Below are 13450 nucleotides of genomic sequence, written 5' to 3'. Positions count from 1 at the left end.
GTGATTCCGCCAAAACCACGAGAAAGTCAATGGACAGATGAACAGTGGCAAGCGATTTACGCCACAGGCCAGCATACGCTCGTTGCCGCGGCAGCAGGATCAGGAAAAACCGCGGTGCTCGTTGAACGCATCATTCAAAAAATATTGCATACGACACAGCCGATCGATGTCGATCGATTGCTTGTCGTCACGTTTACAAATGCAGCGGCGGCGGAAATGCGCCAACGCATCGGGGAAGCGTTAGAGCGAGCGCTTGAAAAAGAACCACATTCGCTTCATTTACGGAGACAACTCAGCCTTTTGCAAAAGGCGTCCATTTCCACGATTCACTCGTTTTGTTTAGATGTCATTCGCAAATATTATTACGTCATTGGAATCGACCCGGTATTTCGCATCGCGGATGAGGGAGAGATGGCGTTAGTAAAAGAAGAAGTGTTAGAAGCGTTATTTGAACAATATTATGCCGAAAACGACGAAGCATTTTTAGCTGTTGTTGATCGCTATACGAGCGATCGCACAGATGCGGATTTACAGACGCTTATTTTGCGGTTATACGAGTTTTCACGTTCGCATCCAAACCCAAGTGGATGGTTGCAACAAATCGTTCATATGTATGACGTGGAAGAAGGTGCGCGCATCGATGACTTACCGTATGCCCATTACCTTTTTCAAGCGGTTGATTTGGCGCTTGAAGCAGCAGAATATCGCTTAGCGCAGGCGTTGCAAAAAACGAAAGAGCCGGGCGGTCCCGCTTATTTATACGATACGCTCGCAAGCGACGAACAAGTCATTGCAAAGCTAAAAGAAGCGCGCCATGAGTCGTGGCAAAAGCTACATGAAGCAATGAAAAACGTGTCGTTTACAACGGCAAAAAGAAAGCCGAAAGACGGCGCATATGATGAACAGCTTGTGGAAGATGTAAAAAAATTGCGCGATCAAGTGAAAAAAGAAATAAGCAGCTTAACAGAGGAATTGTTTTCGTTTCAACCTGCGACATACGTGCGTCATTTGCGTGAAATGAAGCCGATTGTGGCAACGATCGTACAAATGGTGCAACGGTTTGCTGATTTGCTGCAAGCGAAAAAAGATGAAAAAGGCATCGTCGATTTTTCTGACTTAGAACATTACTGTTTACGCATTTTACGCGCTCCGTCTCTCGAGCATGAGCTAAAGCCGTCGGAAGCGGCTCTTTATTATCGAGCACAATTTGCGGAAGTGCTTGTTGACGAATATCAAGATACAAATATGGTGCAAGAATCGATTTTACGGCTCGTATCGAACGATGATGAAGCAACGGGCAACATGTTTATGGTGGGAGACGTAAAACAATCGATTTACGGTTTTCGTCTTGCGGAACCGTCGCTTTTTTTACAAAAATATAATCGGTTTACGAAAGATGGCGACGGTGGACTTCGCATCGATTTAGCGAAAAACTTTCGCAGCCGAAAAGAAATATTGGACGGCACAAATTTTATTTTTCGACAACTGATGACCGAAACGGTCGGCGATATGCGTTATGACGATGATGCCGCGCTTCGCTTTGGTGCGCAGGATTATCCTGACAAACAAGTACCGGTTGAATGCGTATGGATAAATGAAGCAAAAGAAGAAAGCGATGAAGAAGAACAAGAGGACGTGACGGCCATTCAGCTTGAAGCGCGCTGGATCGCTAAAAAAATTAAGCAGTTGCTTGCTGAGCCGTTTTTCGTTTACGATCGTCGCTTAAAAGGAGAGCGGCGTTTAATGTATCGCGACATCGTTATTTTATGCCGTTCGATGTCATCAGCTTCAGCGATGTTAGAAGAATTTCGTAAGCAAAACGTCCCTGTATACGCCGAGTTATCGAGCGGTTACTTTTCTGCGACGGAAGTGTCGGTCATGTTGTCGCTTTTAAAAGTCATTGACAATCCGTATCAAGACATTCCGCTTGCGGCGGTACTTCGCTCTCCGATTGTTGGCTTAGACGAAGAAGCGTTGGCGCGCATTCGTTTGGCGAAAAAAGACGGGGCTTTTTATGAGGCGTTGCGTGCTTTTGTCGAGCATCCTCAAGATGATGAAGCGCTCGGTGAAAAAATGAAACGGTGGTTGACAAAGTTATCCGAATGGCGCACAGCGGCGAGACAAAAACCGCTTGCGGATTTGATTTGGCAATTGTATCGAGAAACGAATTTTTACGATTACGTCGGTGGGATGCCTGGTGGAAAACAGCGGCAGGCGAATTTGCGCGCGTTATACGATCGGGCCAAACAATATGAACAAACGTCGTTTCGCGGCATTTTCCGCTTTTTACGATTTATTGAGCGGCTAAAAGAGCGAGAAGACGATTTCGGTGCTGCACGATCGTTGACAGAACAAGAAGACGTTGTACGCATGATGACGATTCATAAAAGTAAAGGGCTTGAGTTTCCGGTCGTCTTTTTAGCAGGTGCAGCAAAATCGTTTAATATGCAAGATTTGCGCAGCGACTATATATTAGATAAAGATTTCGGACTAGGGATGCGCTTCGTTCATCCGACGTGGCGAGCAAGCTACCCGACGGTTGCACAATTGGCGATAAAGAAAAAAATGAAATGGCAACTGCTAGCGGAAGAAATGCGTATTTTATATGTTGCGTTAACGCGAGCAAAAGAAAAATTGTACATCGTCTGTACCGCAAAAGATATGGAAGCGAAAAAGAAAAAATGGCAAGAAGTTGCTTATATACAAACGTGGGAATTGCCAGCTTATGTGATTGAAAAGGCGAAAAGCTATGCGGATTGGATCGGTTATGCATTAGCCCGTCACCCACAAGGAATATGTTCGTCTTCAACGGTGCTTCATGATCCATCATTGTGGGATATTCACATCGTGCCAGCGCATGCGCTTGAGCAAGAAGATGAGCAAGCGAATGAACATCGAGACATTGTCGAGGCGATTCAACAACTGCAACCTGTACCAATGAAAAGCGAATATGAACAAGAAGTAAAGCGTCGTCTTTTTTGGACGTATACGTATGCCGATGCAACGGTGTTAAGGGCAAAACAAAGCGTATCGGAGTTAAAGCGGCAGCGCGACATATACGGTGGGCATGCAGAACAGCCGTTTCGAAAAGAGCTTGTTGACCGTCCGCGCTTTTTGCAAGCGAAAATGATGACGCCAGCGGAGCGAGGAACGATGATGCACCTTGTGATGCAACATGTTGATGTCACAAAAGAAGTGACGGTTGATACGGTGCGGGAGCAAATCGCGCGCATGGTGAACGGTGAATGGCTAACGGAAGAACAGGCAACGGTTATTGATGTAGAAAGCATCGTTGCTTTTTTCCACACTCCGATTGGTAAACGAATGCAACGGGCGACTCGGCTTGAACGGGAAGTGCCGTTTTATTTGGCGCACGAAATGGAAGGCGAGACAGTTGTCGTTCAAGGGGTTATTGATTGCGTGTTTGAAGATGAACATGGGCTCGTTTTAATTGACTATAAAACCGATCGCGTGTCATGGATGAGCGATCCGAAAGAACAATTAAAGCGACGATATAAAGGGCAATTGGCGTTATATCAGGAAGCGATTGAAGCGATTTGGGGAAAGAAAGTAACAGAAACGTATGTGTACGCTTTTGATGGTGCGCTACTTGTAGCGATGGGGGGAAATTAATTTGCGTATTTTACATACAGCTGATTGGCATTTAGGAAAAACACTTGAAGGACGGAGCCGCTTACTCGAGCAAGAAGCGGTCATCGATGAAATGGTCGAAATCGTACAAAAAGAAAACATTGATGTCGTATTGCTTGCAGGCGATGCGTTCGATACAGTCAATCCGCCTGCTGATGCGGAAAAGCTTTTTTACGAAGCGCTTTCGCGGTTAAGCGATTACGGTAAGCGCCACGTTGTCGTCATTGCAGGAAATCATGATCATCCGGGGCGTTTAAGCGCTGCCGCTCCGATTGCAAATATGCACGCTATTACGTTGCTAGGTTTTCCGACCGATCGTGTGCAACAAATTTACGTTCCATCAAGCGACGAGACGTTAATGGTCGGAGCGCTTCCCTATCCGTCAGAGGCGCGACTGAATGAATTGTTGGCGGAGGAGTGCGACGAGGCGTTGTTGCGCGCACGATATGATGAACGCATTCGAGCCATTTTTGCGAAAATGAACGAATCGTTTCGAGAGGATGCGGTGAATATTGCGATGAGCCATTTATATGTTGCAGGCGGGGCAACGTGCGACTCCGAGCGTCCGATTGAGCTCGGTGGGGCGTATACGGTGTCGCCGGCAAGCTTTCCTGCGCAGGCGCAATATGTCGCGCTCGGTCATTTGCATCGTCCGCAAGATGTAAAACATGCGGTCATGCCGGCGCGCTATTCCGGTTCACCGCTTGCTTACAGTTTTTCTGAAGCAGGATACAGCAAGTCTGTCACGATCATTGATGTACAGCCACGTTGCACACCGATCATTTCAGAATATTTATTGTCAAAAGGACGTCCGCTTGTCAGATGGAAAGCGACAGAAGGGCTTGCGCAAGTGTATCGTTGGATTGAGGAAGGGCGCGATCGCGGCGCGTGGATTGATTTAGAAATTGATGTCGAGCAATCGTTAACGTTAGAAGAAACACATCGACTACGCAAATTGTATGATGGATTTGTTCATATTCGCCCGAACTACTTAAAGAAAGAAGAAGTTACTCGTGAAGTGCATACCGATGTGCCAATTGAAACGTTATTTACGCGTTTTTATGAACGACAAACAGGTGGAGGGAAACCGTCCGAAGAGATCGTTCAACTATTTTTACAGCTCGTTGCCGAGGAGGACGAACAATGAAGCCGATTCGTTTAACGATCGCAGGATTGCATAGTTTTCGTCAAAAAGAAACGATTGATTTTGAAAAACTATGCGAAGGCGGATTATTTGGCATTTTCGGACCGACAGGAAGCGGGAAGTCATCGATTTTAGATGCAATGACGCTCGCTTTATACGGAAATGTAGAGCGTGCGTCCAATCAAACGAACGGAATTATGAATCATGCCGAAAATGAGTTATTCGTTTCGTTTACGTTTGAATTGCAAAATGCAAGTGGGGCTAAACGATATACCGTTGAGCGCTCGTTTAAGCGTGCGGATGCGTTGCGCATTCGTTCCGTCGTCAGCCGCCTAATTGAAGAAGGAGCGGAACGAGTCGTCATTGCAGATAAAACACGGCTTGTCGATGAGCAAGTAAAACAATTGCTCGGTTTAGAAATGAAAGACTTTACACGAGCCGTTGTGTTACCACAAGGAAAATTTGCAGAATTTTTATCGCTTAAAGGGTCAGAGCGCCGCCAAATGTTGCAGCGGTTGTTTCATCTCGAACGGTATGGCGATGAATTAAATAAAAAATTAAAAAATAAATTAGCCGAGGCGTCAGCAAAACTCGAAGCGATTAAAGGGGAACAGGCAGGGCTTGGCGATGCGTCAAAAGAACAAGTCGAGAAACAAAAGCAAGCATTAGCAGAAAAAAAAGAGGAGTTAGAGAGAGCGAAAAGCAAGTTGCGTCACATCCATGAACAATACGAAAAAGAAAAGCAATTATGGCAATGGCAATGTGAAAAAGAAAAAGTTGAACATGAACTAAACAAATGGCGCGAACAAGAAGAACAGATGAAACAGCTTGCGCAAACGTATGAGCGAAGCAAAGAGGCGGAGCGACTTGTGCCGTATATGGAACAAGCGGAACGAAGCGCACAAGAAGTTGTAAGTTGGCAAAAAAAAGCAAGTGAACTAGCTTCGCAATTACAACAAACAAGCGTGATGTATGAACAAGCAAGTAAACAATATGAACAATGTCGTGTGAAAAAGAACGAAGAAGAACCGAAAGCGTTGCAAAAACAAGAGCAGTTGAAACAAGCGTTGCAAACGTTGGCGCTTATGCGATCGCTCGAACAACAACAAGCCAAGCTACGCGCGAGCTTGCGAGAGATCGAGCAAAAAGAACAACAAGCGCTCCAAATGGTTGAAACGTGCACGAAAGAATATACGACATGGAGTGCGAAACAAGCAGAGTTAAAAAAACAATGGGAAGAAAAAAGAGTAGACGTACATGTCAAAGAGCGATTGGAACAAGCGTACGAGATAAAAAAGCGAATTCAATTGCAGCAACAACAGCTTGAAGAGTTAGAAAGGGAAAAAGAAAACAAACAAAAAGTGTACGAAACGTTGAAACAAACGTACGACGAAGTAATGAAACAAATGAAAGAAAACGAAGCGCGATTCGTTGCAACGTTTCGTTATGTCGAATCGTTGTATCATCGTGTATGTGAGCGCGAAAAGCAAGTCGCGGTACTCGTTTATCAAAAGAAAGAAGAAAGAAAGCAAATGGAAGCGGCGCGGTTACATGATTTAGCGGCAACGTTAGCCGAACGTTTGCGTGATGGCGAGGCTTGTCCTGTTTGTGGTTCGACGCATCATCCGAATCGAGCAAAAAGAAAAGAAACGGCGCTCGAGGAAGAAGCGATGAAACGAATGGAGCATTCCATTCAACATGGGGAACAGCTCATGATCGCTATGCAACAAATCAAAGTGCAAGTGGAGCAATTGGCCGAACTGATGGCGCGTCAACCGTTGCCGCAGCATGTTGATGTCGAAAAAGTGAAACGAGAAGTTGAAGAAACACCGCTTTGTTCGTTACAAGAGGCGGAAGTCGAACAAAAGGCGCTGTATCAAGATTACGTGGAATGTCGGGAACGTGTGCGTCACTACATGGAACAATGGAACGAACAAAAACAAAAACAACAGCAATATGCATACCAAATGGAAACGATCGGCCAACAAATTCGTGAATGGGAAGAAAAATGTTTAGAAAAACGTGCGCGAGTTGAAGAAGAAAAAAAGATGTGGCATGACGCGTATCCAGATGTATCGTTCGAACAAGTAGATGCGATGCTTTCTGAGCTTCGCGAACGGGAACGCGAAGCTCAACAGCTACAACAGCGTATTGAAAAAAGCGTCATCGTGCTAGATGATAAACGAGCTGAATTGGAGCGATGGAAAGAAACATATCAAGACATGACGAAACAAAAAGCACAATGTATGACCGAATGGAATATGCACAAGCAGCAATACGAACAATATAAACGAACGCTACCTGAAGAGATAGACGAGGAGCGTGTGCAACAACAGATCGTTTTTATGGAACAAGCGCTACAACGTATGAAAAGAGAAGAAGAAGAAGCGTATGCGCGCTGGATGAACTTACAACAACAATTGCAAACGTTACAAGCCGATAAACAAGCAGCAGATGTCGCTTTACAAGAAGCAGAAAAAAGAAAAAAAGAAGCAGAATATGCTTTGGCTGAACAATTGCAGACTAGCTCTTTTACAGCGGTCGATGACGTACGCGCTTCTCGTTTAGATGAACAAACGAAACAACAAATCGCTCAACGCATTCAACAATATAACGATGTGCTCACGAAGTTGCAAAACGAATGGCAACGATTACATGAAGCGATGAATGGGGCGGTTATGACGAAACAGCAATGGGAAGAGACGATGTACGCATACGAACAAGTGAAGCAACAAGTAGACGAACATATGCGTCAACTCGGTTCGCTCGAAGCAATCGTCGCCGATTTGGAAACGAAACATGTGCGCTTTGTGCAATTGCAACAAGAGCGAATGCAACTAGAGAAGGTCGTTGGTCAGTATGAAGAATTGCAAAAAGTTTTGCGCGGCAACAGTTTTGTTGAATTTATTGCCGAGGAACAGCTCGTTCATGTGACGCGCTATGCTTCCGAACGACTTGGCGAATTAACGAGACAGCGCTATGCGATTGAATTAGACTCCGAAGGCGGTTTTGTTATTCGTGATGACGCAAACGGTGGTGTACGTCGTCCGGTGACGACGCTGTCTGGCGGAGAGACGTTTTTAACATCTTTATCGTTAGCGTTAGCGTTATCGGCGCAAATTCAGTTGCGCGGAGAATACCCTCTTCAATTTTTCTTTTTAGATGAAGGATTCGGTACGCTTGACCAAGAGTTGCTAGATGTCGTGATGAGCGCATTGGAACGATTACGGGCAGACAATATGGCGATTGGCGTTATTAGCCACGTGCAAGAGTTGCACGCACGCATGCCGAAACGGCTCATTGTGAAGCCAGCAGAACCGTCTGGAAAAGGAACGACCGTTTATCTTGAAGTGATGTAAAGGAGATTTGCAATGAAAGGGATGTGCGAACTTTGCGGAAGAGAAGGTGTTGTATTAACTGTTCACCATTTAACCCCAAAAGAGTACGGCGGCACAGAAACAGCAAAGTTATGCATCCCGTGCCATAAACAAATTCACGCCCTATATACAAACGAGGAGCTAGCCAGTCGACTATACACAATGGAACAGATGCAACATGATGAACAAATTGCGTCATTTGTTCGCTGGATTCGCAAACAACCAGCTGGGCGGATACCGAAAATAAAAAAAGCAAAGCGGCAAAAGCGTTAAGCATTGCCGACAATGTTTTGATCGGATGCATCAAGGTCGAGCGTGTTCGTTAAGCTAATGCCATTGTTTGCCATAATAAAGTTTCCTGTGTTAAACGCACCGGCACCAGCGAACGTTCTAGAGGTGATTTTCGGCGATATATACAACGTATCACCGACTTGCATCACCGCTCCGCTTCCAACGAGATTAATTTTAATCGGCCCGACGAGAGCTGGCATATGTTTCTCTCCTTTCTGTCAGTTGGCGAATATGTTTAACGCGTGACTCTGTTTGCACATGTTTTGTTGAACCGATGTGCACGGCAGATGTAGCAGATATTCCGATAATGCGCATAGAATGAACAGCGATGAGCGGACAATCGTGCAACGTATGGCGACAAAGTGGTTCAGCATCGATTGGTGGAGCGGGAATCGTTTTTGCAAAAATCGGAAAAGTAAGTGGAAATTCCCTACTATCCACATATTCGAGCTGTCGCTGAACAGCAAGTACTCGCGCTGACAGATGAATTTCTTGGCTATCCCCAATTTGTACGACGGAGCTAAAGGAAACAGCGTTGGCGCGAAGCAAGTGAACGACGGAAAGGCGGCTCATCGCTTTTCCTCATTTTTTTTATTGTCTTGTTTTTGTGGAAACGGACCGATAATTAACGATTCCGGCGGCGTATCAAATGCGGAAGCTAATTGAATCGTTTCGTTGTCGCCGATTAATACGAGCGATGAACTTGCAACCCCACCAATCGAAATATGACCGACGGAAAGATGATGGTTGACAACCGTCATATTCATTCGTTCATCCCCTCTCGAGGTAAATGTTTTAAAAACGTTTCAATGGAATACTCGATATCTCGCTTTAAATATGCGATAATGTTTTGTTGTCGCTCATCGTTTTCTTGTTCGTTTTCTCCATGTTGGCGTAAATAAAAATGAATGCGGTCATCAATTTGTCGAGCAATATCTTCCAATATAAATTGGCGATACGTTGGATCGAGCGAACGATGATACGTTTGTTCGATGCGAGTGATGATGTTTTCGCCTTCTTTTTGTAAATATTCATGAACAGCCGTTTGAATGCTACGAAAAAGTGGTGTTGGTTGCGGAATGATTGTTTGACTTTGGGGAACGGCGAAATTTTCGATCGTATCTTCCCCAAACGTCGCAGGATTAAGGCCAATATTTAACGTTCCTTCTAACGTCTCGACTTTTAATTGGTCAAAATGATATTCGATTTTTTCAATTGTTGTGCGCGGCTTTTTTTTTAATTCTTCATATTGTTGTTGTAAATAATATACTGCTTTTTCAAGCGATTGGATTTTTTGTTGTTGCCATTTTAAATACGTTTCGAGCTGTTTAAAGTAATCATGCCACATGTATGATGCCTCCTTCTTTGCCGACCTTTTTACTTTCTAATGTATGGCCGAGCAGAAAGAAGTATCACAGTTTTATACAGGAGACTGAAGTGGAACGAACGGTCCTTTTTCTCCTTGAATATTGATTTTCGCTTCTGGTGCTGGTTGTGTAAATTGACCGGTATTGCTTAATGTGGCGAGCGGTTGTACTTTTCCAGTTGTTCCGATTTGAAGAACAGATGAGTTAGTAAGCGAGCCGATTTTTAATTGGTGAATCGAAATCGTTTGTTGAACGTACACATTCATCGTCCCACCTCGCTAGACGTTTCCAACGACATTGCTATCGGCAATATCGTGGTCGTTTGTATTTGTGTTGCTATATTGATTGTAAATATGCAAGCCGTCCCCCGTATTAAATGAACCAGCACCAGCAAACGTTTTAGCAACGCTGTACGGAGAGATGGCAAATACATCGCCGATATGAAACACACCGCCACCTCCGATGCTGTTAATTTGGACCGCTCCAACAATGGCTGGCATCGGCTATCCCTTGCTTTTTACGTTGCTATCGGCGATGTCTGGATCGAGTGTATTTGTAAAGCTAATAAACGTATTTGTTTGTAAAAAATCTCCTGTATTTCCACCACCGGCACCTGCAAGCGACCTCGATGAACTTTTTGGCGCGATTTGCAACGTATCGCCGAAATTGACGGTTGCATCGCTGCTGACGTTCGTAATTTTAATTGGACCTGCAATATAGGAAGGCATACTCATCGTCCTTTCTTTCGTTCTTTCCCCTACACAATCATATGAAAACAATGAAAGAAATGTGCTCTACAAAAGGAAAGATATGTTATAATATTTCTGAAAAATAATAATTTTTAGATATAAAAGTGGGGGATGGGAATCATACCCGTCAAGTTAGCGGTATAAAATTTTTTAGGATGATACGCATGTTCGAAAAATCAATGTTTTTGGTGCTGAAAAAAGATCAAATTCTTAACTTGATGGCTATGGGGTGTCCGGAAGCGAAGCATGTGGTCGATTATTTTCATGTGATTCAATTGTTTACAGAAGCGTTGGATCGATGCCGCCAATCCTTCGGAAAAGGGAACAAGAAACACGGGCATGTTCGGTATGTTTGCCGCTTATTGACCTAGTGTCCCGAGAAGCTCACCGAGGAGGAGCGCCAAACGGTGCGGGAGTGGCAGAAAGAGAGCGATTCCTTGCAGGCTGTCTATCAATCCCTTCAACATTTTCGTTATGTATCCAAAAGCCAAAGCGAGCGACAAGCGAAACGTCGTTTGAATGCCTGGGTTCATCGGTATTTGTTTTGTCCTTGTTCTGCTGTTCGCGCCATCGCAAAATCACTCGTCAAACGAACAGACGAAATCATATCGTGCATTTTATCCCCTTATTCAAATGGGAAAATGGAGGGAACAAATAACAAGGTCAAGCTGATGAAACGTCGGGGATACGGATACAGAAATATCCAGCGTTTTGCATTGTGGGTTCGGCTAGAAACAGCTAACACACTTTCATGACAGGTGCAAGTACAACTTTTGGTGATGAACCTTTCTATAAATATTTGAATTTACGAAAAAAAATAATAGAGAATATTGAATTTACAAAAAGAAATGATAGAATATTATCTAAATATTATATATAGTCTAAAATTTATTAATACTAACAAAAGGGAGAAGGACACATTGGCAAAGCAAACGTTACTGGAAATTGAGGGGCTGCGAGTCTCTTTCCGCATCGGTGATGACTATTATGCGGCGGTCGACGACGTTTCGCTGGCGATCGGAGAGAACGAAGTCGTCGCTCTCGTCGGGGAGTCGGGTTGCGGCAAAAGCGCACTCGCTTTGTCGATCATGGGTCTCCACCCGCCCGAAAAGACAAAAATTGAGGGGCGCCTGCACTTTAAAGGGACAAATTTGCTGTCGCTCTCCGTTGCCGAACTCAATCGCATCCGCGGCAAAGAAATCGGGATGATCTTTCAGGATCCGTTAACGGCGCTCAATCCGCTCATGACGGTCGGCCGGCAGATCGAAGAAAGCATGGATTACCATCTGCGGCTGTCAGCAGCCGAAAAAAAGAAGCGAACGATCGTCTTGCTTCGCAAAGTCGGCATTCCGGAGCCGGAAAAGGTGTACCACCGTTATCCGCACGAGTTGTCCGGGGGGATGCGGCAGCGGGTCGTCATCGCGATCGCCATCGCCTGCGAGCCCGCCCTGCTCATCGCCGATGAACCGACAACGGCGCTTGATGTGACGATTCAGGCGCAGATCATAGGGCTGCTCAAAGAGTTGCAGCGGCAAATGAAAACGAGCATTATTTTAATCACGCATGATTTGGGGGTGGTGGCGGAAATGGCGGACCGTGTGGCGGTCATGTATGCTGGGGAAATCGTTGAGTTAGCGGACGTCGATACCATTTTTCACCGTCCGCTTCATCCATACACTCGCTCATTGTTGCAGTCGATCCCGTCTGCGCAGACGAAAAAAGAACGACTCCACGTCATCCAAGGGATCGTTCCGCCGCTGCATAAACTGCCGCGGCGCGGCTGCCGCTTCCAGCCGCGCATCAGCTGGATTGGGGCGGATAAGCACGAATCGGATCCGAAGTTGCGGGAAGTGGAGCCGGGGCACTGGGTGCGTTGCACATGTTACCAACATTTTTATTTTCCCGATGATCAAAAGGTAGGTGGAATCGGCCATGGCGCTTCTTAACGTCAACCATTTGAAAGTATACTATCCGGTGCGCGGCGGTTTTTTTCGCCGGGTGGTCGACCATGTCCGCGCGGTGGACGATGTCAGTTTCACGCTGAACAAAGGGGAAACGTACGGGCTCGTCGGCGAGTCCGGCTGCGGCAAGACGACGACAGGGCGCACGATTATCGGTTTGATCCGCGCCACGGCCGGGGAAGTGCTGTTTGAAGGGACGGATTTGACAAAGCTTCGCCGCCGCGAGTTTCATCCGTATCGGAAAGACATCCAGATGATTTTCCAAGATCCGTATTCTTCGCTCAATCCGCGCAAACGTGTGCTCGACATTGTCGCCGAGCCGCTCCGCAATTTTGAACGCCTGTCCCCGCAAGAGGAGCGGCAGAAGGTGCAATACGTTTTAGAGCGGGTCGGCTTGAGCGCGGAGTCGATTTACAAATATCCGCATGAATTTTCCGGCGGACAGCGCCAACGCATCGGCATTGCGCGGGCGCTCACGCTCAATCCGAAGCTCATCATCGCCGATGAGCCGGTGTCGGCGCTTGATGTGTCGGTGCAGGCGCAAGTGTTGAATTTCATGAAAGAAATCCAGCAGGAGTACGGGCTGACGTATTTGTTCATCAGCCATGATTTAGGGATCATTCGGCATATGTGCGACCGCATCGGCATTATGTACCGCGGCCGGCTCGTGGAGGAAGGGACGAGCGAGGAGATTTTTACGAATCCTCAACATATTTATACGAAACGTCTGCTCTCCGCCATTCCGAACGCCGATCCGCGCGAACGCGGCCGGCAGGAGGCGCTTCGCCGCGAAGTGGAAAAAGAGTATGAGCAGTCGTATTCTCGCTATTTTGATGCAAACGGCCGGGCTCACCCGCTCAAGCCGATTTCGCCGACGCACTCGGTGGCCATTCCGTGAAGAGGGGAGGAC

General features: G+C 46.0%; 13 protein-coding genes and 1 pseudogene. 7 read left to right on the top strand and 7 right to left on the bottom strand.

Features of this window, described 5'->3' with window-relative positions:
* From addA to NSQ23_RS12095, 4 genes are read left to right on the top strand one after another with little or no spacing between them, the layout of a single operon-like run.
* Positions 1-3633: a helicase-exonuclease AddAB subunit AddA gene (gene addA / locus NSQ23_RS12110; protein WP_339170935.1), complete on the top strand. Its 3633-nt coding sequence runs from the start codon at positions 1-3 to the stop codon at positions 3631-3633.
* A gap of 1 nt (position 3634) precedes the next feature.
* Entirely contained in the window at positions 3635-4798 is a 1164-nt protein-coding gene (locus tag NSQ23_RS12105) for an exonuclease SbcCD subunit D (RefSeq protein WP_004892047.1), read from the top strand.
* A complete protein-coding gene (locus tag NSQ23_RS12100) occupies positions 4795-8154 on the top strand; it encodes an SMC family ATPase (RefSeq protein ID WP_339170933.1) in 3360 nt (1119 codons plus the stop codon). The genes NSQ23_RS12105 and NSQ23_RS12100 overlap by 4 nt, the downstream gene beginning before the upstream one ends.
* Positions 8155-8166: 12 nt before the next feature.
* Positions 8167-8445 carry an HNH endonuclease gene (locus NSQ23_RS12095; protein ID WP_339170932.1) on the top strand — a complete coding sequence of 93 codons (279 nt, stop codon included), beginning with the start codon at positions 8167-8169 and terminating at the stop codon, positions 8443-8445.
* On the opposite strand, the gene NSQ23_RS12090 is transcribed toward NSQ23_RS12095, so the two are convergent.
* The 7 genes from NSQ23_RS12090 to NSQ23_RS12060 form a co-directional block, all read right to left on the bottom strand.
* Complete coding sequence (locus NSQ23_RS12090; RefSeq protein ID WP_339170931.1) at positions 8442-8663, bottom strand: spore germination protein; 222 nt, start codon at positions 8661-8663, stop codon at positions 8442-8444. The genes NSQ23_RS12095 and NSQ23_RS12090 overlap by 4 nt on opposite strands.
* Positions 8638-9036 (bottom strand): spore germination protein GerPE, encoded by a 399-nt coding sequence (locus NSQ23_RS12085; protein WP_339170930.1) that lies wholly within the window; start codon positions 9034-9036, stop codon positions 8638-8640. Before NSQ23_RS12085 ends, NSQ23_RS12090 begins: the two co-directional genes overlap by 26 nt.
* Complete coding sequence (locus NSQ23_RS12080) at positions 9033-9230, bottom strand: hypothetical protein (RefSeq protein ID WP_064220964.1); 198 nt, start codon at positions 9228-9230, stop codon at positions 9033-9035. The genes NSQ23_RS12085 and NSQ23_RS12080 overlap by 4 nt, the downstream gene beginning before the upstream one ends.
* On the bottom strand, positions 9227-9811 hold the full coding sequence (locus tag NSQ23_RS12075; protein WP_064220965.1) for a spore germination protein GerPC: 585 nt from the start codon (positions 9809-9811) through the stop codon (positions 9227-9229). Before NSQ23_RS12075 ends, NSQ23_RS12080 begins: the two co-directional genes overlap by 4 nt.
* A gap of 72 nt (positions 9812-9883) precedes the next feature.
* Positions 9884-10096, bottom strand: coding sequence for a spore germination protein GerPB (locus tag NSQ23_RS12070; RefSeq protein ID WP_339170929.1), 213 nt, complete (start codon positions 10094-10096; stop codon positions 9884-9886).
* Positions 10097-10108: 12 nt separating this feature from the next.
* Entirely contained in the window at positions 10109-10330 is a 222-nt protein-coding gene (locus tag NSQ23_RS12065; RefSeq protein ID WP_339170927.1) for a spore germination protein, read from the bottom strand.
* A 3-nt stretch (positions 10331-10333) separates the two neighbouring features.
* Complete coding sequence (locus tag NSQ23_RS12060) at positions 10334-10558, bottom strand: spore germination protein (protein WP_192948523.1); 225 nt, start codon at positions 10556-10558, stop codon at positions 10334-10336.
* 245 nt (positions 10559-10803) lie between these two features.
* Between NSQ23_RS12060 and NSQ23_RS12055 the strand changes: the two are divergent.
* From NSQ23_RS12055 to NSQ23_RS12045, 3 genes and pseudogenes are all read left to right on the top strand, one after another.
* Positions 10804-11334: pseudogene (locus NSQ23_RS12055) on the top strand (transposase); the annotation flags it as partial.
* Between the two features lie 165 nt (positions 11335-11499).
* Positions 11500-12525 (top strand): ABC transporter ATP-binding protein, encoded by a 1026-nt coding sequence (locus NSQ23_RS12050; protein WP_004892018.1) that lies wholly within the window; start codon positions 11500-11502, stop codon positions 12523-12525.
* The gene (locus tag NSQ23_RS12045; RefSeq protein WP_004892015.1) at positions 12512-13438 is read left to right on the top strand and encodes an ATP-binding cassette domain-containing protein; all 927 of its coding nucleotides are present in this window, start codon (positions 12512-12514) and stop codon (positions 13436-13438) included. Before NSQ23_RS12050 ends, NSQ23_RS12045 begins: the two co-directional genes overlap by 14 nt.
* The last annotated feature ends 12 nt before the right edge of the window (positions 13439-13450 follow it).

Source organism: Anoxybacillus sp. FSL W8-1294 (assembly GCF_037965005.1).
Lineage (GTDB): Bacteria > Bacillota > Bacilli > Bacillales > Anoxybacillaceae > Anoxybacillus > Anoxybacillus flavithermus_G.
The sequence above is the reverse complement of the archived record's forward strand: the minus strand, read 5'-3'. Positions and strand labels throughout refer to the sequence as shown.

What these genes read in the sequence shown, in the direction of transcription:
- NSQ23_RS12100 (WP_339170933.1), top strand. Translation starts at nt 4,795, where the DNA reads ATGAAGCCGATTCGTTTAACGATCGCAGGATTGCATAGTTTTCGTCAA.
- NSQ23_RS12095 (WP_339170932.1), top strand. Translation starts at nt 8,167, where the DNA reads ATGAAAGGGATGTGCGAACTTTGCGGAAGAGAAGGTGTTGTATTAACT.
- NSQ23_RS12090 (WP_339170931.1), bottom strand. Translation starts at nt 8,663, where the DNA reads ATGCCAGCTCTCGTCGGGCCGATTAAAATTAATCTCGTTGGAAGCGGA.
- NSQ23_RS12085 (WP_339170930.1), bottom strand. Translation starts at nt 9,036, where the DNA reads ATGAGCCGCCTTTCCGTCGTTCACTTGCTTCGCGCCAACGCTGTTTCC.
- NSQ23_RS12080 (WP_064220964.1), bottom strand. Translation starts at nt 9,230, where the DNA reads ATGAATATGACGGTTGTCAACCATCATCTTTCCGTCGGTCATATTTCG.
- NSQ23_RS12075 (WP_064220965.1), bottom strand. Translation starts at nt 9,811, where the DNA reads ATGTGGCATGATTACTTTAAACAGCTCGAAACGTATTTAAAATGGCAA.
- NSQ23_RS12070 (WP_339170929.1), bottom strand. Translation starts at nt 10,096, where the DNA reads ATGAATGTGTACGTTCAACAAACGATTTCGATTCACCAATTAAAAATC.
- NSQ23_RS12065 (WP_339170927.1), bottom strand. Translation starts at nt 10,330, where the DNA reads ATGCCAGCCATTGTTGGAGCGGTCCAAATTAACAGCATCGGAGGTGGC.
- NSQ23_RS12060 (WP_192948523.1), bottom strand. Translation starts at nt 10,558, where the DNA reads ATGCCTTCCTATATTGCAGGTCCAATTAAAATTACGAACGTCAGCAGC.
- NSQ23_RS12045 (WP_004892015.1), top strand. Translation starts at nt 12,512, where the DNA reads ATGGCGCTTCTTAACGTCAACCATTTGAAAGTATACTATCCGGTGCGC.